Source organism: Pseudomonas sp. F(2018), assembly GCF_005508865.1.
Taxonomy (GTDB): Bacteria; Pseudomonadota; Gammaproteobacteria; order Pseudomonadales; family Pseudomonadaceae; genus Aquipseudomonas.
The window spans coordinates 1,426,147-1,444,806 of the sequence record NZ_SCOM01000001.1; the positions used below are offsets into that span (position 1 = coordinate 1,426,147).

Annotated in this window: 19 protein-coding genes and 1 pseudogene; 9 read left to right on the top strand and 11 right to left on the bottom strand. The window is 58.4% G+C overall.

What is annotated here, in order from left to right; translation table 11 throughout:
* Positions 1-50 precede the first annotated feature (50 nt).
* Positions 51-1,025 (top strand): phytanoyl-CoA dioxygenase family protein, encoded by a 975-nt coding sequence (locus FFS62_RS07110; protein WP_137972071.1) that lies wholly within the window; start codon positions 51-53, stop codon positions 1,023-1,025.
* A gap of 14 nt (positions 1,026-1,039) precedes the next feature.
* Here the strand turns inward: FFS62_RS07110 and FFS62_RS07115 are convergent, their stop codons facing one another.
* Positions 1,040-1,651, bottom strand: coding sequence for a TetR/AcrR family transcriptional regulator (locus FFS62_RS07115; protein WP_137972072.1), 612 nt, complete (start codon positions 1,649-1,651; stop codon positions 1,040-1,042).
* 108 nt (positions 1,652-1,759) lie between these two features.
* Here FFS62_RS07115 and FFS62_RS07120 point away from each other — a divergent pair, with 108 nt between their 5' ends.
* The 3 genes and pseudogenes from FFS62_RS07120 (at position 1,760) to FFS62_RS07130 (ending at position 4,801) form a co-directional block, all read left to right on the top strand.
* Positions 1,760-2,704, top strand: coding sequence for an SDR family oxidoreductase (locus FFS62_RS07120; protein ID WP_137972073.1), 945 nt, complete (start codon positions 1,760-1,762; stop codon positions 2,702-2,704).
* A 166-nt stretch (positions 2,705-2,870) separates the two neighbouring features.
* Positions 2,871-3,843: pseudogene (locus FFS62_RS07125) on the top strand (lipid A deacylase LpxR family protein).
* Between the two features lie 217 nt (positions 3,844-4,060).
* Positions 4,061-4,801 (top strand): fumarylacetoacetate hydrolase family protein, encoded by a 741-nt coding sequence (locus FFS62_RS07130; protein ID WP_218569274.1) that lies wholly within the window; start codon positions 4,061-4,063, stop codon positions 4,799-4,801.
* A 322-nt stretch (positions 4,802-5,123) separates the two neighbouring features.
* Here FFS62_RS07130 and FFS62_RS07135 read toward each other — a convergent pair whose 3' ends face one another.
* From FFS62_RS07135 to FFS62_RS07160, 7 genes are all read right to left on the bottom strand, one after another.
* The gene (locus FFS62_RS07135; RefSeq protein ID WP_137972075.1) at positions 5,124-5,645 is read right to left on the bottom strand and encodes a hypothetical protein; all 522 of its coding nucleotides are present in this window, start codon (positions 5,643-5,645) and stop codon (positions 5,124-5,126) included.
* Between the two features lie 7 nt (positions 5,646-5,652).
* A complete protein-coding gene (locus FFS62_RS07140; RefSeq protein ID WP_218569275.1) occupies positions 5,653-8,385 on the bottom strand; it encodes an RHS repeat-associated core domain-containing protein in 2,733 nt (910 codons plus the stop codon).
* A 17-nt stretch (positions 8,386-8,402) separates the two neighbouring features.
* Positions 8,403-10,052 (bottom strand): DUF6531 domain-containing protein, encoded by a 1,650-nt coding sequence (locus tag FFS62_RS07145; RefSeq protein WP_137972076.1) that lies wholly within the window; start codon positions 10,050-10,052, stop codon positions 8,403-8,405.
* A gap of 356 nt (positions 10,053-10,408) precedes the next feature.
* Positions 10,409-10,570, bottom strand: coding sequence for a hypothetical protein (locus FFS62_RS23620; RefSeq protein WP_371920109.1), 162 nt, complete (start codon positions 10,568-10,570; stop codon positions 10,409-10,411).
* Between the two features lie 17 nt (positions 10,571-10,587).
* The gene (locus FFS62_RS07150; protein WP_137972077.1) at positions 10,588-10,848 is read right to left on the bottom strand and encodes a hypothetical protein; all 261 of its coding nucleotides are present in this window, start codon (positions 10,846-10,848) and stop codon (positions 10,588-10,590) included.
* Positions 10,849-11,578: 730 nt separating this feature from the next.
* A complete protein-coding gene (locus tag FFS62_RS07155; protein ID WP_137972078.1) occupies positions 11,579-11,764 on the bottom strand; it encodes a hypothetical protein in 186 nt (61 codons plus the stop codon).
* A gap of 42 nt (positions 11,765-11,806) precedes the next feature.
* On the bottom strand, positions 11,807-12,022 hold the full coding sequence (locus tag FFS62_RS07160) for a general stress protein CsbD (protein WP_137972079.1): 216 nt from the start codon (positions 12,020-12,022) through the stop codon (positions 11,807-11,809).
* Between the two features lie 246 nt (positions 12,023-12,268).
* Here FFS62_RS07160 and FFS62_RS07165 point away from each other — a divergent pair, with 246 nt between their 5' ends.
* The 4 genes from FFS62_RS07165 to FFS62_RS07180 all read left to right on the top strand — a co-directional run bounded on the left by FFS62_RS07165 (position 12,269) and on the right by FFS62_RS07180 (position 15,237).
* The gene (locus FFS62_RS07165) at positions 12,269-13,591 is read left to right on the top strand and encodes a sodium:proton antiporter (protein WP_171016276.1); all 1,323 of its coding nucleotides are present in this window, start codon (positions 12,269-12,271) and stop codon (positions 13,589-13,591) included.
* A gap of 63 nt (positions 13,592-13,654) precedes the next feature.
* The gene (locus FFS62_RS07170) at positions 13,655-14,320 is read left to right on the top strand and encodes a serine protease (RefSeq protein ID WP_256662134.1); all 666 of its coding nucleotides are present in this window, start codon (positions 13,655-13,657) and stop codon (positions 14,318-14,320) included.
* A gap of 109 nt (positions 14,321-14,429) precedes the next feature.
* Positions 14,430-14,648 carry a hypothetical protein gene (locus FFS62_RS07175; RefSeq protein WP_137972080.1) on the top strand — a complete coding sequence of 73 codons (219 nt, stop codon included), beginning with the start codon at positions 14,430-14,432 and terminating at the stop codon, positions 14,646-14,648.
* A gap of 475 nt (positions 14,649-15,123) precedes the next feature.
* Positions 15,124-15,237, top strand: coding sequence for a DUF3309 family protein (locus tag FFS62_RS07180; RefSeq protein ID WP_256662164.1), 114 nt, complete (start codon positions 15,124-15,126; stop codon positions 15,235-15,237).
* Here FFS62_RS07180 and FFS62_RS07185 read toward each other — a convergent pair.
* Positions 15,214-15,762, bottom strand: a complete 549-nt coding sequence (locus FFS62_RS07185) for a hypothetical protein (protein ID WP_137972081.1) — start codon at positions 15,760-15,762, stop codon at positions 15,214-15,216. The two genes, FFS62_RS07180 and FFS62_RS07185, sit on opposite strands and share 24 nt — an antisense overlap.
* A gap of 194 nt (positions 15,763-15,956) precedes the next feature.
* Here FFS62_RS07185 and FFS62_RS07190 point away from each other — a divergent pair, with 194 nt between their 5' ends.
* The gene (locus FFS62_RS07190) at positions 15,957-16,688 is read left to right on the top strand and encodes an alpha/beta fold hydrolase (RefSeq protein WP_137972082.1); all 732 of its coding nucleotides are present in this window, start codon (positions 15,957-15,959) and stop codon (positions 16,686-16,688) included.
* A gap of 87 nt (positions 16,689-16,775) precedes the next feature.
* Here FFS62_RS07190 and FFS62_RS07195 read toward each other — a convergent pair whose 3' ends face one another.
* The gene (locus tag FFS62_RS07195) at positions 16,776-17,141 is read right to left on the bottom strand and encodes a YqjD family protein (RefSeq protein WP_137972083.1); all 366 of its coding nucleotides are present in this window, start codon (positions 17,139-17,141) and stop codon (positions 16,776-16,778) included.
* A gap of 1,016 nt (positions 17,142-18,157) precedes the next feature.
* Positions 18,158-18,502, bottom strand: coding sequence for a hypothetical protein (locus tag FFS62_RS07200; RefSeq protein WP_137972084.1), 345 nt, complete (start codon positions 18,500-18,502; stop codon positions 18,158-18,160).
* Between the last annotated feature and the right edge of the window lie 158 nt (positions 18,503-18,660).

An 18,660-nucleotide genomic window follows, 5' to 3' on the forward strand; every position in this document is an offset into this window, starting at 1 on the left:
TTCCCTATTCCAATAACAAGTCGAGCACGCTGTGCCGAGGGAGTTGAACCATGTCCTATCCCGCATACCCCGTACGAGTCCTGACTGCCGAGGAAATCCAGCGCTACCGCGACGATGGTGTGGTGATGATCAAGGGGGCGATCGAGCCGAACTGGATGGCGATGATCGAGAGCGGCCTGGAGGAGGCGCGTAGCAATGCATCCATGGTGGGACGGTTCATGTCGCGCAAGGTGGAGGGCTACCAGATGGATATCTTCCTCTGGAAGCGCATCGACGCTCTGCGCGATCTGATCTATTACGGTCCTTTCGCTCGCTGGGCCCAACAGTTGATGGGATCCCAGGAGGTTCGCTTCTTCTACGACCAGATGTTCGTCAAGGAGCCCGGTACGGATGCACCGACGCCTTGGCACCAGGACCTCAGCTTCTGGCCGATTCGCGGCGAGCAGATCTGCTCGTTCTGGATTCCCTGCGATCCGGTCAATCGCGAGAACAGCGGGCTGCTGTACGTGAAGAGCTCGCACAAGTGGCCGCAGCGCTTCAAGGCGATCTCGCCGGACTACGTGGCGGCGATGATCGATGACGAGATGGACGATATCCCGGACATCAATGCCCATCCCGAGCGTTATGAGCTGCTCGACTGGGACATGGAGCCAGGCGACATCCTGATGTTCCACCCGTTGACGCTGCACGGCTCGTACGGCAACCAATCGAGAACTCGTCGTCGACGTGCCCTGGCCTTGCGCTGGACCGGTGACGACGTGGTCTATGCGCCTTCAGCCAGGCGCATGCCGATCCATTACGCGCATGCCTCGTTACCAGGGGGCGCGCTGTGTGGTGGGGCCTTCCCCCGTATTCTGCCGGCGATGGACCCCATGGAGCGGGCAGTTCGCGCAACGCCCGAGCGGCCGAAGATTTCCAATCTGCTGCGCTCGTCTCTCGATAACGCCATTGCCGCGACGCGCTTGTCGCTGGGGCGTGGGAAGAGGCAGTCACTGCAGCAAACCTGGTCACGCCCCGATGCTTGAGGGGAGAGGCATGCTCAAAGCTCGGACTTCAGGCTGGCGAGGGCTTCACAGAACATTTCCGCCATCGGCTTCTTGTGCCCGCTCTGGTTGCCCCAGGCCTGTGTCGTCAGCTTCATCGCGCCGATGGCGATGATCGCCACCATCCGCAGCGCCACCTGGCGCTCGGGTTGCCTCCAGACTTCGCAGAGCGTGGCAAACAGCGCCTGCTCCTGCTCTGCGTAGAAGATCTGTTTGCGCGCGAGCAGTGACTCGCTTGAGCGCATCAGGTTGTCGAGGGACGTCATCTCCTCGGTGGTGTAGCTCGATATCTGCTTCGTCATGACATCGCGCACGGCATGCAGCGGTTGTACATCCGGCGAGGTCTTGAGCAGGTCGGCGCACATGCTGGCCCAGCCAGCATCCATGAAGGACATGAGGATGTCGTCCTTGGACTTGAAGTAGGCAAAGAAGGTACGCCGCGAAATGCCGGCTTCGGCGGCGATGGCGTCCAGTGTCGTCGCTTCGTAGCCGTTGGCCAGGAACAGGCTCAGCGCGGTGTCGACGATACGTTGGTGCGTCTCCCGACGCTTTTGCTCACGCAGGCCCTCCGCAGGTGGGTGGCCGCTGGAACGAGAAGGTTTTGACATTTGATTACGCCTTGCTGCAATGTTGCACTCAGTGCAGATAAATTAAGCACTGAGTGCTTATAAAAGTGCACTCAGCATACCTTCCATCCGTTCTGCGGGGCAAAAATCATGGCCAGTTGGAAAACTTCTGACATTCCCTTTCAAGGCGGCCGAACGGCCGTGGTGACAGGAACCGGCGGTATCGGTTTCGAGGTTTCACTGGCGTTGGCCCAAGCCGGTGCCCAGGTCATTGTCGCAGGGCGGAACCCTCTGAAAGGTGCGGCGGCCATCGAGCAGATTCGCCAGGTGGTGCCGGCCGCAGACGTTCGTTTCGAAGCGGTCAACCTGGCCTGTCTCGAATCCATCGAGGCCTTCGGGAAGCGCTTGCGCTACTTGCACGACGGTCTGGACCTGCTGGTCAACAACGCTGCGGTCATGACCCCGCCGACGCGCCGGGAAACGTCCGATGGCTTCGAGCTGCAGTTTGGCACCAACTACCTGGGGCACTTCGCTCTGACGGCTCAGCTGCTCCCCTTGCTGCGCAACGGCAAGAGACCGCGTGTGGTGAGCCTCTCGAGCGTGGCGGCGAGAAACGGCGCCATCGACTTTGATGACTTGCAGTCAGAGCGCGACTACAAGCCGATGGTGGCTTACAGCCAATCCAAACTGGCCTGCCTCATGTTCGCGCTCGAACTGCAGCGTCGCAGCAATGCAGGGGGCTGGGGCATCCAGAGCATCGCGTCCCATCCGGGTATCGCACGCACCGAACTGATACCCAACGGCATGGGCGCCCGAAGCGTGCCGGGGATGCTCCGCCGCTATTTATGGTTCCTGTTCCAACCCGCGGCACAGGGGGCGCTGCCCACTCTCTTCGCCGCCACGGCGCCCTATGCCCAGCGCGGCGGTTACTACGGTCCGAACGGGCTCAGTGAAACTCGCGGTTCTCCGTCCCCCGCTTTCATCCCGCCGAGAGCGCTGAGTACTGCTGACGCCGCGCGACTTTGGGAGGAATCGGAGCGGCTTGTCGAGCTGGTCTTTCCTGCAAAGGAGCGTCGTTTCCCCGAATCAGCTTGAGCCCCAGAGAGGCTCATCACTCACGGACCTTCCAGGATCTGGACGGGGAGCGCCTATGCAAACTGCGCCAGTTCCCAGGGCGTGCTAATGCCCAAACCCAGCGCCTGTTTTCGTACTGATGCGGCTCAGCCGCCTGTTCTCGCAAGCACTGAAAAAGGAGCAAATCATGAAAGCCTCTGCTATCGGCATGCTGGTAACTTCCCTGTTGGTTGCCAGCGGCGTGCACGCCGAAGTCTTTTCGCTGAAGGTCGAAAACGACGTCGTCACGGGCGGTCAGGATGGCCACTATACGAACGGAATCGAAGGCTTCTGGGCATTCGAGCCCGCGCAGGAGCATTGGACCAGGAACCTCGCCGACTTTCTGCCGGGCTGGTCTGCCAGTGACCTGACCTATTCCGCATACCGTTTCGGCCACCAGCTCTACACCCCCGAGGAGATCGAAACCGCCGAGCTGCAGGAGGATGATCGCCCCTACGCCGGGATGTTCTTCGGTGGTGTGACGCTGTTTTCTGCAGAGCAGCTTGAGGGGGTGCGCAAGACCGATACCTTCACGCTCGATGTGGGCCTCGTTGGCCAGGGGGCCAGGCGAGAGGCTGCAACGGGCGGTGCACAAGGTGACAGGGAGCGATGCGCCGGAAGGATGGGACCATCAGCTCGAGAACGAGCCTTTTGTAAACCTGGGCTATGAAAAGCGCTGGTGGCTGCAGAACCGGCTGGGAGGTTTGGAGCTGGAGTACGGGCCGAGCGTCGGCGGGGCAGTCGGCAATCTCTATACCTACGCATCCACCGGTGCCGGGGTTCGCCTCGGTCAGGGGCTATCGCGCAGCTTCAGCCAGTTCTCCGTTACGCCCGCCCCCAGTGGCGTCCAGTATTTCAAGCCCGGTGAGGGCCTCGGCTGGTTTGTCTTCGCCAACTTCGAAGGGCGCTTCATGGCGCACAACATGCTCCTCGACGGCAACACCTTCGAAGATAGCCACTCCGTGGATCGGGAGAAATGGGTGGGCGATGCTCAGCTGGGAGTGGCAATGCTCTGGGATCGCTGGCAGCTGTCGTTTGCCAACGTCTGGCGCAGCCACGAATTCGAGACCCAGCGCGAGCACGACCAATTCGGATCGATCAGCCTGTCCACTTGGTTGTGATGCGGAGGGGGGCCTGCAGATAGTCCAGGCAAAGCCAGGCTGTGTTGCGGATCAACTAAACGAACAATAATGAGGCTTGTCCATGAAGGTCCGACGCATATGCGACGTCAACGCCCCTCGAGGGTCGCGGCTTGAGATTGTGACGGGAGCTCCTGACGCAGTAATTCCGGAGTGGTTGGAAGAGCTCGCGCCGGCTGCCCCAGGCGAAGGAGGGGGCGTGCTGCCTTTTCAGCCGCGCTCGTTCCGTGACTGCATGCTGTTCGAGCAGCACTGGATCCAGGCATCACGAGGATTCGTAAGGCGCTTCATGCCAACCGTCTTCAGAATCACTCAGCTCTACGAACACCTCAGTCAGTCACCTTTTCCGGCCTTCCGTCCGCCGGCGCTCTGGAAGCGCCAGCCGATCTATTACTTCAGCAACCACCTGACGATCGTTCCCGGTGACACGCCCGTGAAGTATCCAAGCCACACCCAAGCATTCGATTACGAATTGGAGCTTGGCATCGTGCTGGCAAAGCCGCTGTTCAACGCCACGCCGGATGAGGCCTTGGATGCTATTGGCGGTTTCGTCGTCCTGAATGACTTTTCCGCACGGGATATTCAGCGATCAGAGATGCGTTCCGGCTTCGGCCCGCAGAAGTGCAAGCATTTCCTGTCCTCCATTTCGCAGATCCTGACCACCGCGGATGAGGTGCTTCCCCGGATAGGCTCGCTTACGGCGACTGTGCATTTGAATGGCGAGCTGGTCTCAGAAACCTCCACCGCAGACATGCGCTATTCGCTGGGAGAACTACTGGCATTCCTGTCCAGTTCCGAGCCGCTCTATCCCGGGGAGCTGATCGGGACCGGCACGCTCCCCGGAGGGTGCGGAATCGAGAACGGCCGCCTGCTCGAGAGGGGGGACACTCTGCAGTTGTCCATCGAGGGGGTTGGCGAGCTGGGGCACATGATTCTTTGAGGCGACTCGTTCAAACATGGAAAGCAGGATTTGGGATGCTGCGGGTCGATTGAGCATGTTTAGGCCATCGGACGTGGCTGCTTCTGGCCGGACGCGTTCGTCTGTGAGCGGCAGCTCCTGGCCGACAGCCCAACGTCTGCTTCCGGCCAAAAGCGGTCGTTCAAGGGAGCCTGCTGTAGGCGCTGCACCAAGTTGAACACCGTGCCGGCCTCACCTGACACCCTGAACCGAAAAAGTCTGAACACCCTGCTGGGAAAATTGATGCAGTAAAGCAGTAGGACGAAGATTGGCCCCGCCGCGGGCAGGGCCTTCATTGTTACGTCTAAGATGCTATATAGATGAGCTCAATGATTTCGCCAGGGGTAATTGTTTTCTTCATCCACTGCTCGCACTCCGAGTTCTGAGATAGGGTCCCAACCGAGAACAAGGGGGACTGTTCTTTGTTTGATATCCCCGCCTCGTAGAAACAGGTTATGTCTGACCCATTGTGCGCTCTGATTATAAAGTTGCTTTCTTTTGTAGCTATGTGAAGCTGCTGGCTTTCATAGCCCTCAGGATTAAGACTTGGGTGAAGGCGTAGTAGTTTCTCGATCTCATCTTGGTTGAAACGCCGCGGTGTTGAGTCGCTAGCATAGTGACCTATTTGGATGTGGTCTCCGCTTGGAATAGTCGCCTTGGCAATGATGGTTGAACTATGCGAGGCGATGTCTTTAGCTTGTGCGATAAGGTGCAAAGCTCTTTTGTTTTCTGTCTGCGAAATGATCAATTCAAAAGCTTCGTTGGTCACTGTGTCATGACTGAACAACTCTTTGCCATTTACATAAAGACTTACTTGTGGGGACATATCTTCCTCAGAAGAGAATTGGTCTAATTGGCGGCACTTTGTAGTTTGGGCATCGCTGATTATGAATGCTTGCCTTCTGATTGAATCGTGTAATCGCGCTTTGTGCGGCAGCCACATCTTGTTCACTGGCTGATAGGCCGTAGAGTTCAAGGATGAATGCTCTTGTGGCAAGCAATCCTTTCTGGGCTACGTAGCAGCCATCGTCTCCATTGGGATCGTCTTTCGAGCACTGTCCTGTAGGTTGTTTCGGCGGGGGGAATAATGGTACGACGTTGGATTCTTGGCCAATGGATGGGTGGTAAGCACTAATCGGGGTAATGAGGCCGCCCATACCAGGCATCACTCCGACTCCTCTCACTCCCAATGGCTGTTGTGGCCTAACAGGAAATAGCCCATCGGGGTCCGAAGACCTTAAAGGATTCCCCTCTACATACCCGTAGGTATTCAGCCCCCCATCCAGACCAATCGGATCGCTTTCGACGTAGCGCCCGGTCTGCGGGTCGTAATCGCGGAAGTAGTTGTAGTGCAGGCCGGAATCGCTATCGAAGTACTGACCGGGGAACCGCAGGTTGATTGCGTTTAAGCCACTGTTAGCAACGCTCACTGCGTTACCCATACCAAACGCATCGGACTTCCAGCGCCATACCTCCTGACCAGCCTGATTGGTAGCCAAGCGCGGAGTGTTGAGGTGGTCGGCATGCAGGTAGAAGGCAGTACTGGCGGTGATTGCCCCCTGGCTATTGAATTTCAGTGTGATACCGCCGATGGGCATGCCGTCCAGCCAGAAGTAATACTGGCTAGTGATTTTGGTGCCTGAACTGCTATAGCGGGTCTCACCTAGAAGTTGGCCATCGGCACCATAGAGGAAGGTATAGGTGTAGCCACCGGCGACCTTGATTACGCGTTGACCCAACGCGTTGTAGCGGTATTCGCCGACTATCGCGCCGTTGTATTTGGCTGTGCTCAAACGGCCCTGGGGGTCGTACTCGAGTTCGCGACCGGCGCGGATCATTTGCAGGTTGCCGGCGGCGTCGCTGGGCAGCGCCAGCGAGCCGATACGGGTTAAGCGATTACTATCGGTGCCGTAGGTATAGGTGTTGGTAGAGGTGCTTGTAACTTGCCCGCTGCTCAGCGCCTCCGTCACCCGCTTGGATCGATTGCCTACAGCATCGTACCCGTAAGTCTTGCGCTCGGCGGCCTGCTCTTCGCTAGTGAGTCGATCCAGCTCGTCGTAGCCATAGGTGAGGTCGCCGAACAGTCCGCTTTGCAGGGTTTTGATGTTGCTGTTAGCGTCGTAGCCATAGGTCGCCTGCCAAGGGCCAACACTCTGCTGCTTCAAGCGATAGTCTTGATCGTAGGTTCGCGAGAGCGTCAGCCCATTGGCCCACGTCAGGCTCTTCAGCGGGCCAAAAGGCATGTAGCTCAGCGAGGTGGCAAGAGGTGCGGGCGCTTGCGAGCCTAGAACCAACACCACGTCACTAACCTGGCCTGCAGCATTGCGTGGATACTCCACCGCAATCCCGTCTGGGTAAGCGATGCGGGTTAACTGGTCGGCGCTGTCGTAGCCGTATTCAAGCGCGTCGTAGACATCCCCATTCGCGATCTCCACGGAGCGAATCTGCTCCACCAGATTTCCCCGGGCATCGTAGTGGTAGCCAAGCACCCCACTGGCATCCTGCACCCCGGTAAGTCGACCGATGCCATGATTACCATCGGCAGTCATGTCGTAGTGGTATTGGACATTCAGCGCAGGGTTAGCGGGGTACTGCTTGGTCTTGAGGCGATTCAGTGCATCGTAGCTGTAGGTAGTAACCACATTTCGAGCGTCTGTCTTGCTCAGCACGTTGCCAGCGTCGTCATGGGTGAAGGTGGTCGTGCCACTGTCCTTGCTGATCACCTGCTTCAGATTACCTAGACCGTCGTATTTGTATTCGGTGACGACGCTGCGTGGGTCGGTCACTTTGGTCAGGTTGTCTTGAGCGTCATACCCATGAATGGTGACGCCGTTGCGCGGATCTGTGCTGGATACCAGCCGATTCAGGGCATCAAAGCCCGTTACCGTACTGTGCCCCTTGGGCGTAGTAATAGAAGAAGGATTGTCGTTAAGGTCGTAGCCGTACTTCTGAGTCTGAAGGTCGGCGCCGATCGACTGCATCAGGCGGCCCAGTTCGTCGTAGACCCAGCTCCGCTGTTGGGTGAGCGTATTGGATGCGTCCCTGACAACTTGGGACTTCCTGTTCCCCATGTTGTCGTAACCGAACTCCACCGACTCATTCAGATTGTTGGTGATCTGCTCCAGCCGGCGTGCGCCGTTCCAGGTGTAGCTCAACCAACTCCCGTCTCCACGAGTAACCTTGATGATCTGACCGATATCGTCGTGGTCGAAACTCGTGGTGCTGCCGCCTGTGGTTACTGATTTCAGCCAGCCTTGCGGGGTATAGGTCAGCGTAGAGGTGACATTGTTGGCGTCGACCACGGTTTGTGGATTGCCATAGCTATCGAAGTTGGACAACTGTGTGATGTGGTTAAGGGCATTAGTGACCTGACTCAAGCGACCCGAGGTGTCATAGGTGTAGGTCGTGATGTCGCTTACGTCGGTGCGCGGCCCATCGGCAGTCTCTACCAGGCCAAGGCTGTTATAGGTGTAGCTCCAGCTGCGCTCGATGGCATGAGCGCTCGGTTGCCCCAATGTTGCTACCAGGGCGAGGCTGAGCAGGCTTACGCGATGCTTGATGTCCATGTGTCAGTTCCTTCTGATCAGGGCGCAGTAACGGTCTGGCTGAGCAGGTTGCCGTAGTCATCGTATTGGTAAGTCAGAATGCGATTTGGCTCAGTAATGGCGGCCGGTCGATAAAGCGTGGGGTGCCATTCCGTGGTGATGGTACGTTCCTGAGGCGTACCGGACGCTTCGGTACGCGACTTCTCTAGGCCTCGACTGTCATATTCATAGGTGGTGAGGTAGCCCTTGTTGTCGATCTTCGTTTTGATCAGGCCACGGTTGTCGTAGGTGAAGGTGGCGTTGCTGCTGGGGCAGTTAGGGGACTGGGCACCTGAAATCGAAGTGATGCGCTTGGCACCGGCGACGGTCTGGAAGGTGTAAGTGGTTTGCTTGTTCAGCGGATTGGTGACGGTAGTCGAGCCATTGCTGTTATAGGTGAACAGATACTGGCTGGCGTTGTTGTGCAGTACGTTTTTCTTAACCCTGCCCTTCGTGTCGTACTCCCAGGTGACATAGCGGATATTGCGCTCATCGGTGATACCGGTGAGCAAGCCCCCCTCATTGGTGTCCTCGTAGTGGTAGATACGAAACTTGCTCTGACCGCCCTGTGTGCGTGTGGCCCTGGTCAAGCGACCTGCAGTGCTGTAGGTGTAGGCCACCTGCATCGCCCCGACACTCACGGCGGATAGGCGCTTGGCAGAGTTGAAGGTGAGGGTCATGGTTCGACCAAGCGAGTCGGTTACAACAGCGTTATTCGCGCCGTACGTAAGCGTTTCATAGGTGCCGTTAGCTCGGTCGACTCGAGTGAGCTTGCCTGCAGAATCGAAATGCAGGTGCTCGTTGTAGGTGTTGTCATAGCGCCAGCCTGAAGCAGTTTGCTCCAAGCGACCTAGTTCTTTAGGCGAGGCGGTAACCACGCCTCCCGCTACAAAAAACAAGCTCTCCCGGCCATCCGTATTGGTCAACATAACCTCTAACGGCGCAATTTCAAGTTGGGCTGAATAGGTGTGAGTCCAGTTCGCGGTTCTACTATTGTAGTAGCGGGCGAGATGCATTTTCGTGCCAGCTTGCCCTGGATAATCAACCTCGATCTGATAGCTGTTGCCGTTGGAAACATTGACTGGATCAGCTACGCCGCTTGTAGGGTCTGCTGATCGAGCACTTTCCGAGGTTGCCGCTACAACGGGGCATGTTTTCGGAAGATCAGGGTCACCCATTCCTGGAGTTTCGGGGCAAGTCAGCCTTGTTGTTGGCCGATCATAGTAAACAGGCCCAGCGAATACCTTGTAGTGGGTCTGATTGCTAACTGCAAACTGAGTTATATTGACACCATCTAGAACTCCGGCATAAAGATCATGGATAGCCAATATATGTGTTCTGCACGTATTGGAAAACGTGCGCTTCATATTTATATTGTTGGCCTTTACTTGCGCCAGCATGTTTTCTGGCGTTGCAGTTATAGGACTTCCGTTCCACTTAACCACCTTATTTCCTTGGCACTGCAGTAGCGCTGTTTCATAAATGTACTCGCCCGAGCCATTAGGCGTTTGGGGGGGGGCATAAAATTCAGTGCCGAAATAACTTGTACCGGTGGAAGTGCAAGTGGCAGCAGCAAAACCAGCGTGTTGAAAGAAAACGCCAACCAGCAAAACGAAAGCGAGACTAAGCCCGCGAGAGGAACGTTCCATGTCCGAAATCCTGCCTTGGAAGGGGAGGCTTGAGCGTAGAAGCCGTCTAGATGGACTGCCAGAGGTCTATTGAGACCTCGTTTGCAAAATCGAGCTGCTTAGGGCCGCGCTTACGCAAAATGTCCGCTGTCCGCTGTCCGCTGTCCGCTGTCCGCTGTCCGCTGTCCGCTGTCCGCTGTCGGCTGTAGCTGACCTTTCGCGAGAGGCTGCTTCCGGCCAAAAGCGGTCATTGGTGGATCATCATGAGGAAATGTAGAAAGGGCTCCTGTGGGAGCCCTTTCTGGTTAATCGTTGGAGCACCTTCACTGGACCATGACCATCCTGCGTCCGAACCCGCTGCAGGATGCTTTCTACTCTCAATGGTCTGCGCTGTTGTCCAGGGGCCTCTTGGCGACTGTCTTGATTTCCCCAAGCTTTTTGGGGCTCCTCGTCACTCCGGTCTTCCTGCTGGAGACCTCGGTAATCTCGCCACCCTCGGATAGAAACTTCTCGATCTGTTTATTGAGCTTTGAACGCATGCTCTCGTTGGCTGTATTCACGGTTGTGTCGCTCGCTCAAGCCAGAGGTAGGACCACATGTGAGCCATGTCTAATGAGGGCGCCGGTTGGGTTAGCCAGTAGTGTTTGAGAGTCTCAATAATCAGCACGCAATCATCTAGGTTCTCGCGAATGCGCAGCAGCTTTTCGGCCAGAGCTGGATATTCAGAGTACTCGGCAACGTCCAGCAGGTCGTCGCTGGCCATGGTTATGCAGTAGCTGGCGATATTCAGGCCGATGTGGAATCGATCATCGTTCATTTCGGCTCCCTAGCCGAACGGAGGGAAGAGGGATTCCACCAGGGCTCGGGCGAGATGAATTTTCACCATCCCCCTCAGTTGCCCAGAAGGCAATCAATTCCTAGGTAAGCGGGAGCCTATTGGATGACTGGTCGGTTAGTTACGGCTTTTAGCTGAATATCGCCTCGCAAGGGGCGGCAGCGGAAGCAGCTGCATTGATTGGCGGGTTTTCGGTAGGTGCGGCAGATGATGGGGGCTGGCATGACGTGTACTCATGTCGGGCGAGACTGCGCAGTGCGGGGGCTCGCGTGTTGTGAGACCGGTCAGCCAGGCATGCGTTTGCAGGTGGTTGCACCGGGGACTGTTGTCTCGACAGGAGGTGATGCCAGTGCGGACGATTGAGATCGAGCAGAACAGCCGCATGAGCCTCGTTTTGCGAGGTACTGCGCACGAGGAAGAGGGGCTCGGCTTGTATCAGAGCTAGGCGAGGTATCTGCCCCCGATCTCAAGAGGGCTCAACGCACGCTGAAATGGGGATTGATGTCCCAGGTACATGCCGTGTCCAAGCAGGACCGCTTTGCCGCATAGGTCGCGGAGGCTTTTGCCTTCAACGCCTATCACCTTGCGGCAGGGGCATCCTACATGTTACTGGCCTGAAGCTGTGTTTTTCGTCTTGCATATGCGATAGCCGGTCATAGCAAGTACACAGGGAGCTTCATTGCTGTCGCAGTGCCTCTGGAGATCTACTGCGTCAGCCCACGTTTCTGAGGCTAATAAGATCCTGCCCTGCGTTGTGCAGTGTGTTGTAGCGATTGACGCCGGCGATGGAGGCATAACTGTACTGCACGGTTGGTGTGTCAGCTGGCGGACTGCTGCGCATGGTGATGTGGAGGATGTTGCCCGAGTCACGAGATACGGCGAAGTAGGAGAAGAGCATGTTGATACCCTCTGGCCGGTTGTGCCGGCGTACTGGTGCTGGTCAGGCGGTGCGGTGTCGCTCGAAGAAGCTCATAACCTGTTTCTGTGCATCCTCGCGAGGCATGTCATAGCGACGTTGCACCAGGTCCGTCAGTTGTTGGGCATCGCCCTGGGTCCGGATCAGTTCATCGAGCGTCAGTTCATCCCAGGCTACTCGAGCGAGGCCGGCCAGTTGCCGCCAGTTTTTGCGGATGATTTCTGCAAGTGGCCTGCTCATGCGCTTATCTCCTGATCTGGCCTGGCTTGGTTGCCTGGCATTCGGATGGATGAAGTCAGCGTGTCAGCTAGTGCACACCTGTGTCGGTGCGCTACACCACCTAAGCCTGCTCTCTCTTTGATGCCCACTGGCGCATTTATGCACCAGGTCTGCCTAAGCGGTTGGCCGCGGGCAATAGCGATAGCCAAGCGTGTCAACTAGGCGGATGCTCGAGACAGATTTGCCCCCGCCCTCTGAGCTCCCCTCATGTCTGTCGCCTTCTGGTCGTTGCTGCTTGGCATCCTCCTCATCACCATGGTTTTGGCGGGGACACTATTGGCCCGCTTGCTGCTGAGCAGTGCCATGGTCTACATGGCTGTCGGTTTCGCCTTCGGCCCCTTCGGGCTGGGCATCGTCCAGTTGGATCCAGCACTCCATGTCGAGGTGCTCTTGTGGGGCGCTGAGATAGCGCTGCTGATTTCCCTGTTCGCAGTGGGACTGAACATGGGCGCGGTGCCGCTGCGCGATAAGCGCTGGGGACTGCCGTTGCGCCTGGCGTTCGTTTCCATGGCGCTCACCGTTGGGTTGGTTACGTTGGTTGGCGTCTACCTGCTGGATCTGCCGCTGGGCGCTGCTGTGTTGCTCGGTGGCATCCTGGCGCCTACCGACCCGGTCTTGGCCTCGGGCGTGCAGACCACGCCCAGCAACAATCAGGATCGGCTGCGCTTCAGTCTGTCCGGTGAGGGGGGACTGAACGATGGCACGGCTTTCCCGTTCGTCATGCTCGGTCTTGGTCTGCTGGGGCTGCATGAACTGGGGGCTGGAGGTTGGCGTTGGTGGCTGGTCGATCTGCTCTGGGCCACGTTCGGAGGCTTACTGATCGGTGCATCGGCGGGAGCCTCGATCGGCAAGCTCGTGGTCTATCTGCGCACCCGCCATCACTTGGCTGTCGGCCTGGATGAGTTCCTCTCGCTGGGGCTGATTGCTGTGGCCTACGGCGCGGCACAACTGTGCCTGGCCTCCGGGTTTCTCGCCGTGTTTGCCGCGGGGCTGGCATTACAACGGGTCAAGGAACAGCCGCGCGTAGGCAGCGAGTCGCTCGGGACGGAGCCGAGTCTCGGCGGGCATGGGGAAAGCGAGTTAGCCATTCACTCTCACCATGCAAGTGCCGCGATGAGTCACGCGGTGCAAGGCTTCAACGATCGACTGGAAAGCCTCGCCGAACTTGCGCTGGTACTGCTTATCGGTGTGATGCTGGCATACACCCGCCCCAGTCTGGAGATATGTTGGTTCATTGCGCTGCTATTCGTGCCTCTGCGTGCGATTGCGGTGGTACTGGGTACGCTCGGCGAGCCGCTGGCCGGCCATCAGCGCAGCATGATCGGCTGGTTCGGCATCCGTGGTATCGGCTCGCTCTTCTACCTGATGTTCGCCTTGCATCAGGGCGTTTCGGGCGAACTGGCAGAACAACTGATCAGCTTTACGCTGCTCACCGTGGCCGCGTCGATTCTGTTGCATGGTGCGTCGGTCAGGCCGCTGATGCAGCGGTATAGACGACGCCACAGGGAGGGGGCGCCGCCATGCCAGTGATCGAGCCTCTGCTGCTCAGCACTGTGCGGATCTGCACTTACGCAGGGGCGCGCATGCTGACCAATGCCAGCGGCTTTTTTCTTCGCCCGTGACCAACACCTGTTCTTGGTGACCAGTCGGCATGTATTGCTGGATGAGCCGAGCCGGCATTTCCCCGAACGCTTAGAGATCGAAGTGCACAGCGACCCAGATGACATGGGTTGCTCCTGTATTTTCTCTGTACCGCTGTATCGTGATGGCCAGAGCCTGTGGCGCCAAGGGCTGGACGCGGCAGGTGCCATCGATGTGGCGATGCTCGAGATCGAGCGTGCGGCATTGCCGGTGTCGGTGGTCTATCACTCTTTCACACCAGCGCATCTGCAGTGGTCTGGTGCTCCTGTCGAGGTCGGCACGACGTTGCTGGTAGTGGGCTTTCCCCTGGGCTTTCACGACAGCCTGCATCACATGCCAGTTGTTCGCCATGCTGTGCTTGCTTCGTCTTTCGGCCTGCGCTTTCAGGGCCAGGGCTACTTCCTTACCGATGCACGCACCCACCGTGGCACCAGCGGCGCGCCGGTAGTGATGCGGGCTCCAGTAGCACGCAATGGTTTGGAAGAGTTGCCATGGTTGCTGCTCGGTATCCACTCGGCACGCATTGACCTGGGCAGCCGCGACCGTATGCAGGACGAGGCGCTGGGACTCAACTGCACCTGGTACGCGGACATCCTACTGACGCTCAGTGAAAACTGACGCTCGTGAGCGCTAAGCGCGCTAGCGCACCGACCTCTGCTGTGCAGGCTGTCATCGTCCTCCCTCGGTATCGGCATATCGCCGGCGCCATGCTCCAACCGAGGTCACCATGAACAAGTCCAACGAGCCACGCAGCCCCAAGACTCCGGAAAAAAGCTCCGGGCAAGTACAGAAAGACGGGGCTTCTGGCAACAGTCAGCAGTACAGAGCCAACCAGGGGCCGCAGAAGCAGAATGCTCCGCAGCCTAGTGCCAAGGGCGAGCGGGAGGAGAAGAAGCTTGCCCAGGGCGAAGTCCAAGGCTCTAGTGAGAAATCGAAGAACTCCTGAGTCCAGCCAGAACCAATGAGCGCCGACACCAGCAAGGATAGTGGGTCAGTCTCGTCGGGAGACTTCTAGCTCGTCGACCTGGATCTGTCGCAGGGGCTAGAGCACAAGCTGTTTTCTACAAGACCCTATCCCATGACCTGCACCGTCGTTCGTCTGGGCGTCGGTGTGGCTTTTGGCTACCGCGGTACCTGTCCCTCCTGCTTCGCGTTGTCGGTGCACCTTGGCCATCGAGCGCAGCATGCGAATGAGCTTTCGTCCTCATCAGCGCAAAACCCACGCGACCAGCTGCACTGCTCCGCAGAGAGAAGGCGTCCCTGCGTGCGCTTGCGTACAGATTGGCCAGGTGCATGCGTTCATGCTGATGCATGAGGAGTTGCGGCCCAAGGACCGGACGGCAGCTAACCCATCCCTCCACCGCAAGGGGAACTCCATGAACCTGAGTGTCCTTTTACTGCTTCTACTGTTCGGCTTGCTGATGAGCGTCATCCCCAACTGGCCATACAGTCGCACCTGGGGTTACTGGCCGAGTGGTGGGCTGGGAGTCATGGTGATTGTCATGCTGGCCCTACTGTTTCTCGGGCTCATTTGAACCAACAGCTCCACCGCTACGGGTGGTGTAGATATCGACATCCTGGCAGCGACCGGCAGCGGCCTTGAGCACTTTGCGGGCGATAGAGGTTTCTTGCACGCTGTGTGTCTGTGCCACCAGCAGCACGTCTTCATCGGCACTGCTCTGCAGCGGCTGCCAGATGATTGCCGCACCGACCGCACAGCCCACTAGTGCGCCCAGAAGCGCACCCCAGCCGATCAGCATCGCGGGGCCGAGCAGCAGCCAAGCCTGCAATGGGTTGGAGTCGCCGAGCAATAGCGCCACCTCCAACAGCACACTGCAAGCGACACCAACGGCCGTGCCGACTATGCCATAGCGCAGCAAGCGCAACAGCGCGGCGTGGTGACTGACCAGTGCCCCTGCCTTTGCCGTATCCGTAGCGTCGACGGCAATGATGTGCAGATGCTCGCTGCGCAGGCCTCGTCGAATCAGCTGGGACAGTGCGCTTTCCGCGAGATCACGCCGAGAGAAGGCGCCTGAGACACTGTGCTGGTAGTTGTGCATGTGCTGCTCCTTGGGGCCATTCATCAGTGTTGGTCGAGGCTGCAGGTTAGAGAGCTCTCGATATTTCGTCTGTACGTTCGCCAACACTGCCGGCATAGCGTGCGCTAGCGAACGGTGTCTGGGGCATAGCCGGGGGAAAGTAGTGCTCATCGCCTTCGCCGCGGCGGAGGTTCGCTAACTCCTTGAGGTACGCCATGAACAAGCCGCATCTTCTTCTCTTGCCGGGGCTGCTGTGTGACGCCCGCCTGTGGCAGCACCAGCTTGCTGCGTTGGCAGACGTGGCGCATGTCGCTGTGGTCGATCTGAGTCAGGCCGATTCCATGGAGGAATTGGCGCAGGACGCATTGGCTCAGGTGCAGGGGCAGAGTTTTGTCCTGGCGGGTTTTTCCCTCGGTGGCTATGTCGCCCTGGAGATCATGCGCCAGGCTCCGCAGCGGGTGCTCGCGCTGGCCCTGCTTGATACCAGCGCGCACGCCGACGACTTCGAGAGCAAGCGGGCCAGGGTGAAGGCGATGTGCCAGGCCGAACAGGACTTTTCCGCGTTCGTTGCCAGCTTGCCGCCCAGGTTGCTGCATCCCCTGCACCAGCAGGATGCTGCACTGGTGCAGGTGGTCACGGCGATGGCCGAAAGCCTTGGCCCCGAAGTCTTCATTCGTCAGCAACTGGCCATGCTCGGGCGTATGGATAGCCGTGCTAGCCTGGGGCAGATCGTATGTCCCACGCTGTTGCTGTGTGGTCTAGAGGACGCCATCACGCCGCCCGCGCTGCATGTTGAAATGCAGTCGGCAATTGTGGGGGCGCAACTGGCGCAAATCGAGGAGGCAGGTCATTTGACACCCTTGGAGCAGCCGCAGCGTGTTTCCAGTAACCTCGAAAGCTGGTTGAAGGCATTGCAGCACCCATTGCCCGGGGCAGTCGCAGGTTGAAGCACTAGCTCGAGTGCCAGGCTGTCAGGTAGCGATTGCGGTGCCATGGTGGGCTCTCGCATATTGCCTCCACTCTCTCACGGCAGTCTACCCACGTCGCGCCATCACGAAGCCGAGCAGAAAGGCGATGGCGATGCCCGCGCCAAGCGCTTTCCAAGGCTGTTCATGAACATACTCGTTGGCCACGGTGGCTGTCTGACGTGCCCGCTGCACCACGCTGTCGCTCATGTCCCGGGCTGCTGCTCGAGCCTCGACGATGCGGGTATTGAGTTTGTTTCTGGCCTCGATCAGTTCCTCGCCAGTCAGTGAAGTGGCCCCCTTGATCAGATCCTCGATGTCTGCGAGCAGATTGTGAAAGTCACGGGAAACTCCGGACTGCGCGAGCGTGGGGGCGGTGGTTGCGGACTTGTCGCTACTGTTGCCCGACATGGGCAAATGGTTTTGCGGTTGCATGGTTAGCTCCTTTGGGTGTCGGCGAATAGGCCGGTGTGGAAGCGCACAGCCTGGGCTGCCTGTGCCCTGATTGTCTGTGCGATAGCCAACGCTGTTGGGCGCATGTCCTATGCGCGCCAGCGCACGGACAGGGCAATCTGTTTGCTGTCACCTTTCTTGCCCAGGGTGCGCTATTGCGTACCCACTGAGTCCTCATTGGAGGCGACCATGCACAAGCCTAGAGAACCAGAACGGCCGCGAGAAGATGGCCAGCCGCAAGCCCCGGAGCCTGATGCCATGCAGCCGAGCAGCGACGAGTCCACCCGCCTGCCACTACCGGGCGAGCTACACGAGTCGCCGCCTCTCACGCATGAGAGGCGAGAACGGACCACTCGTGATCCGCAAGATGACTTGATGGATAGCTAACCCGATCCAAGTAGGCCCAAGGTGATACCGGTTCAGCTAGGCGATATCTGGACTGAGCTGGTCGATTCCCTCGCTCATTGACGAAATGGGCAGAGCCTCTCGGTCTGCTGTTCGGGTGCGCTGATGGCTATGTGCAGGTCAATGCTGTGTGCGGAGTCGGTACTGACTGGCGAGTGTTGATTTTTCAACTGATCGGTATGTGCCGCGGCGACCTGTGCCGCGACTTCTGCCGACTGGTTGGTCGGAGCAAATTATGAGTACGCACTCCCGCATGACAATGCTCGCCTTCGGCTTAGCCCTGGCGATGCTGGCGGTCGCTACCCTGATAGCTGCTCTATATCTGTCGGCGCGGGAGCTTGAGGCCGCGCGCCAGCAAGCCAGGGCCTGGGAAACCTATGCATCGAGCTTGCATAGGCGTGACCTGTTCGAAACCCGGAACAGTGTCGTGGACGAAGTCGAACCCCCTTATGGGCTGGTAGCCAGGCGGTTGGAGATTGTTGACGTGCATCCCCACCGGCCAGGTTTCCGTTTCTAGCCTGATGCCACGACACAGCCAGGAAAGCGATAGCGATCAGCTAGGCGCGCTTGATGAGCGCAGTTGCCGCACAGAGTTATCTGGCAACTTCGGCTCGTCCCTCGATGAGCAGGTCGTCTTCCTTGTACATATCCGCCGAGGCCTTGATCACTGTCCGGGCAATAGCGGTTTCTCCTTCGGTATGAGTTTTCGCCACCAGCATCACATCACTTTCATCTTCAGTCTGAGACGGTTGCCAAAGGATTGCGGTACCTGCGGCGCAGCCAAGAAACGCGCCAGCGAGGACGCACCACCCTACAAGCATCGCTGGACTGGCGACCGAGAAGATATTCAATGGGATGGTGTCGCTCACCAGCAGCACGAATTCCACCAGCAGCCCCACAACGAAACCGACAGTCGCGCCGATGACGGTATAGAGCATGAAGTTTATTTGGCTGCCGTGGCTGACCCCGCAGAGCGTCAGGAGCCGGTGAGCTGTGGTTTTTGATGGCGGTAATTCGCAACTGATCGCTGCGCAGGCCTTTCTGCATGAGCATGGACAGGGCGGTTTCGGCGCTGTCGCGCCGAGCGAATAGGCCT

Excerpts from the sequence above, each read along its gene's own strand:
- FFS62_RS07190 (WP_137972082.1), top strand. The coding sequence starts at position 15,957 with ATGAACAAGCCGCATCTTCTTCTCTTGCCGGGGCTGCTGTGTGACGCC.
- FFS62_RS07145 (WP_137972076.1), bottom strand. The coding sequence starts at position 10,052 with ATGGAACGTTCCTCTCGCGGGCTTAGTCTCGCTTTCGTTTTGCTGGTT.
- FFS62_RS07160 (WP_137972079.1), bottom strand. The coding sequence starts at position 12,022 with ATGAGCAGGCCACTTGCAGAAATCATCCGCAAAAACTGGCGGCAACTG.
- FFS62_RS23620 (WP_371920109.1), bottom strand. The coding sequence starts at position 10,570 with ATGCGTTCAAAGCTCAATAAACAGATCGAGAAGTTTCTATCCGAGGGT.
- FFS62_RS07120 (WP_137972073.1), top strand. The coding sequence starts at position 1,760 with ATGGCCAGTTGGAAAACTTCTGACATTCCCTTTCAAGGCGGCCGAACG.
- FFS62_RS07180 (WP_256662164.1), top strand. The coding sequence starts at position 15,124 with ATGAGCGTCATCCCCAACTGGCCATACAGTCGCACCTGGGGTTACTGG.
- FFS62_RS07185 (WP_137972081.1), bottom strand. The coding sequence starts at position 15,762 with ATGCACAACTACCAGCACAGTGTCTCAGGCGCCTTCTCTCGGCGTGAT.
- FFS62_RS07170 (WP_256662134.1), top strand. The coding sequence starts at position 13,655 with ATGCCAGCGGCTTTTTTCTTCGCCCGTGACCAACACCTGTTCTTGGTG.
- FFS62_RS07195 (WP_137972083.1), bottom strand. The coding sequence starts at position 17,141 with ATGCAACCGCAAAACCATTTGCCCATGTCGGGCAACAGTAGCGACAAG.
- FFS62_RS07165 (WP_171016276.1), top strand. The coding sequence starts at position 12,269 with ATGTCTGTCGCCTTCTGGTCGTTGCTGCTTGGCATCCTCCTCATCACC.
- FFS62_RS07135 (WP_137972075.1), bottom strand. The coding sequence starts at position 5,645 with ATGTCCCCACAAGTAAGTCTTTATGTAAATGGCAAAGAGTTGTTCAGT.
- FFS62_RS07150 (WP_137972077.1), bottom strand. The coding sequence starts at position 10,848 with ATGAACGATGATCGATTCCACATCGGCCTGAATATCGCCAGCTACTGC.
- FFS62_RS07155 (WP_137972078.1), bottom strand. The coding sequence starts at position 11,764 with ATGCTCTTCTCCTACTTCGCCGTATCTCGTGACTCGGGCAACATCCTC.
- FFS62_RS07200 (WP_137972084.1), bottom strand. The coding sequence starts at position 18,502 with ATGCTCTATACCGTCATCGGCGCGACTGTCGGTTTCGTTGTGGGGCTG.
- FFS62_RS07110 (WP_137972071.1), top strand. The coding sequence starts at position 51 with ATGTCCTATCCCGCATACCCCGTACGAGTCCTGACTGCCGAGGAAATC.
- FFS62_RS07140 (WP_218569275.1), bottom strand. The coding sequence starts at position 8,385 with ATGGACATCAAGCATCGCGTAAGCCTGCTCAGCCTCGCCCTGGTAGCA.
- FFS62_RS07175 (WP_137972080.1), top strand. The coding sequence starts at position 14,430 with ATGAACAAGTCCAACGAGCCACGCAGCCCCAAGACTCCGGAAAAAAGC.
- FFS62_RS07115 (WP_137972072.1), bottom strand. The coding sequence starts at position 1,651 with ATGTCAAAACCTTCTCGTTCCAGCGGCCACCCACCTGCGGAGGGCCTG.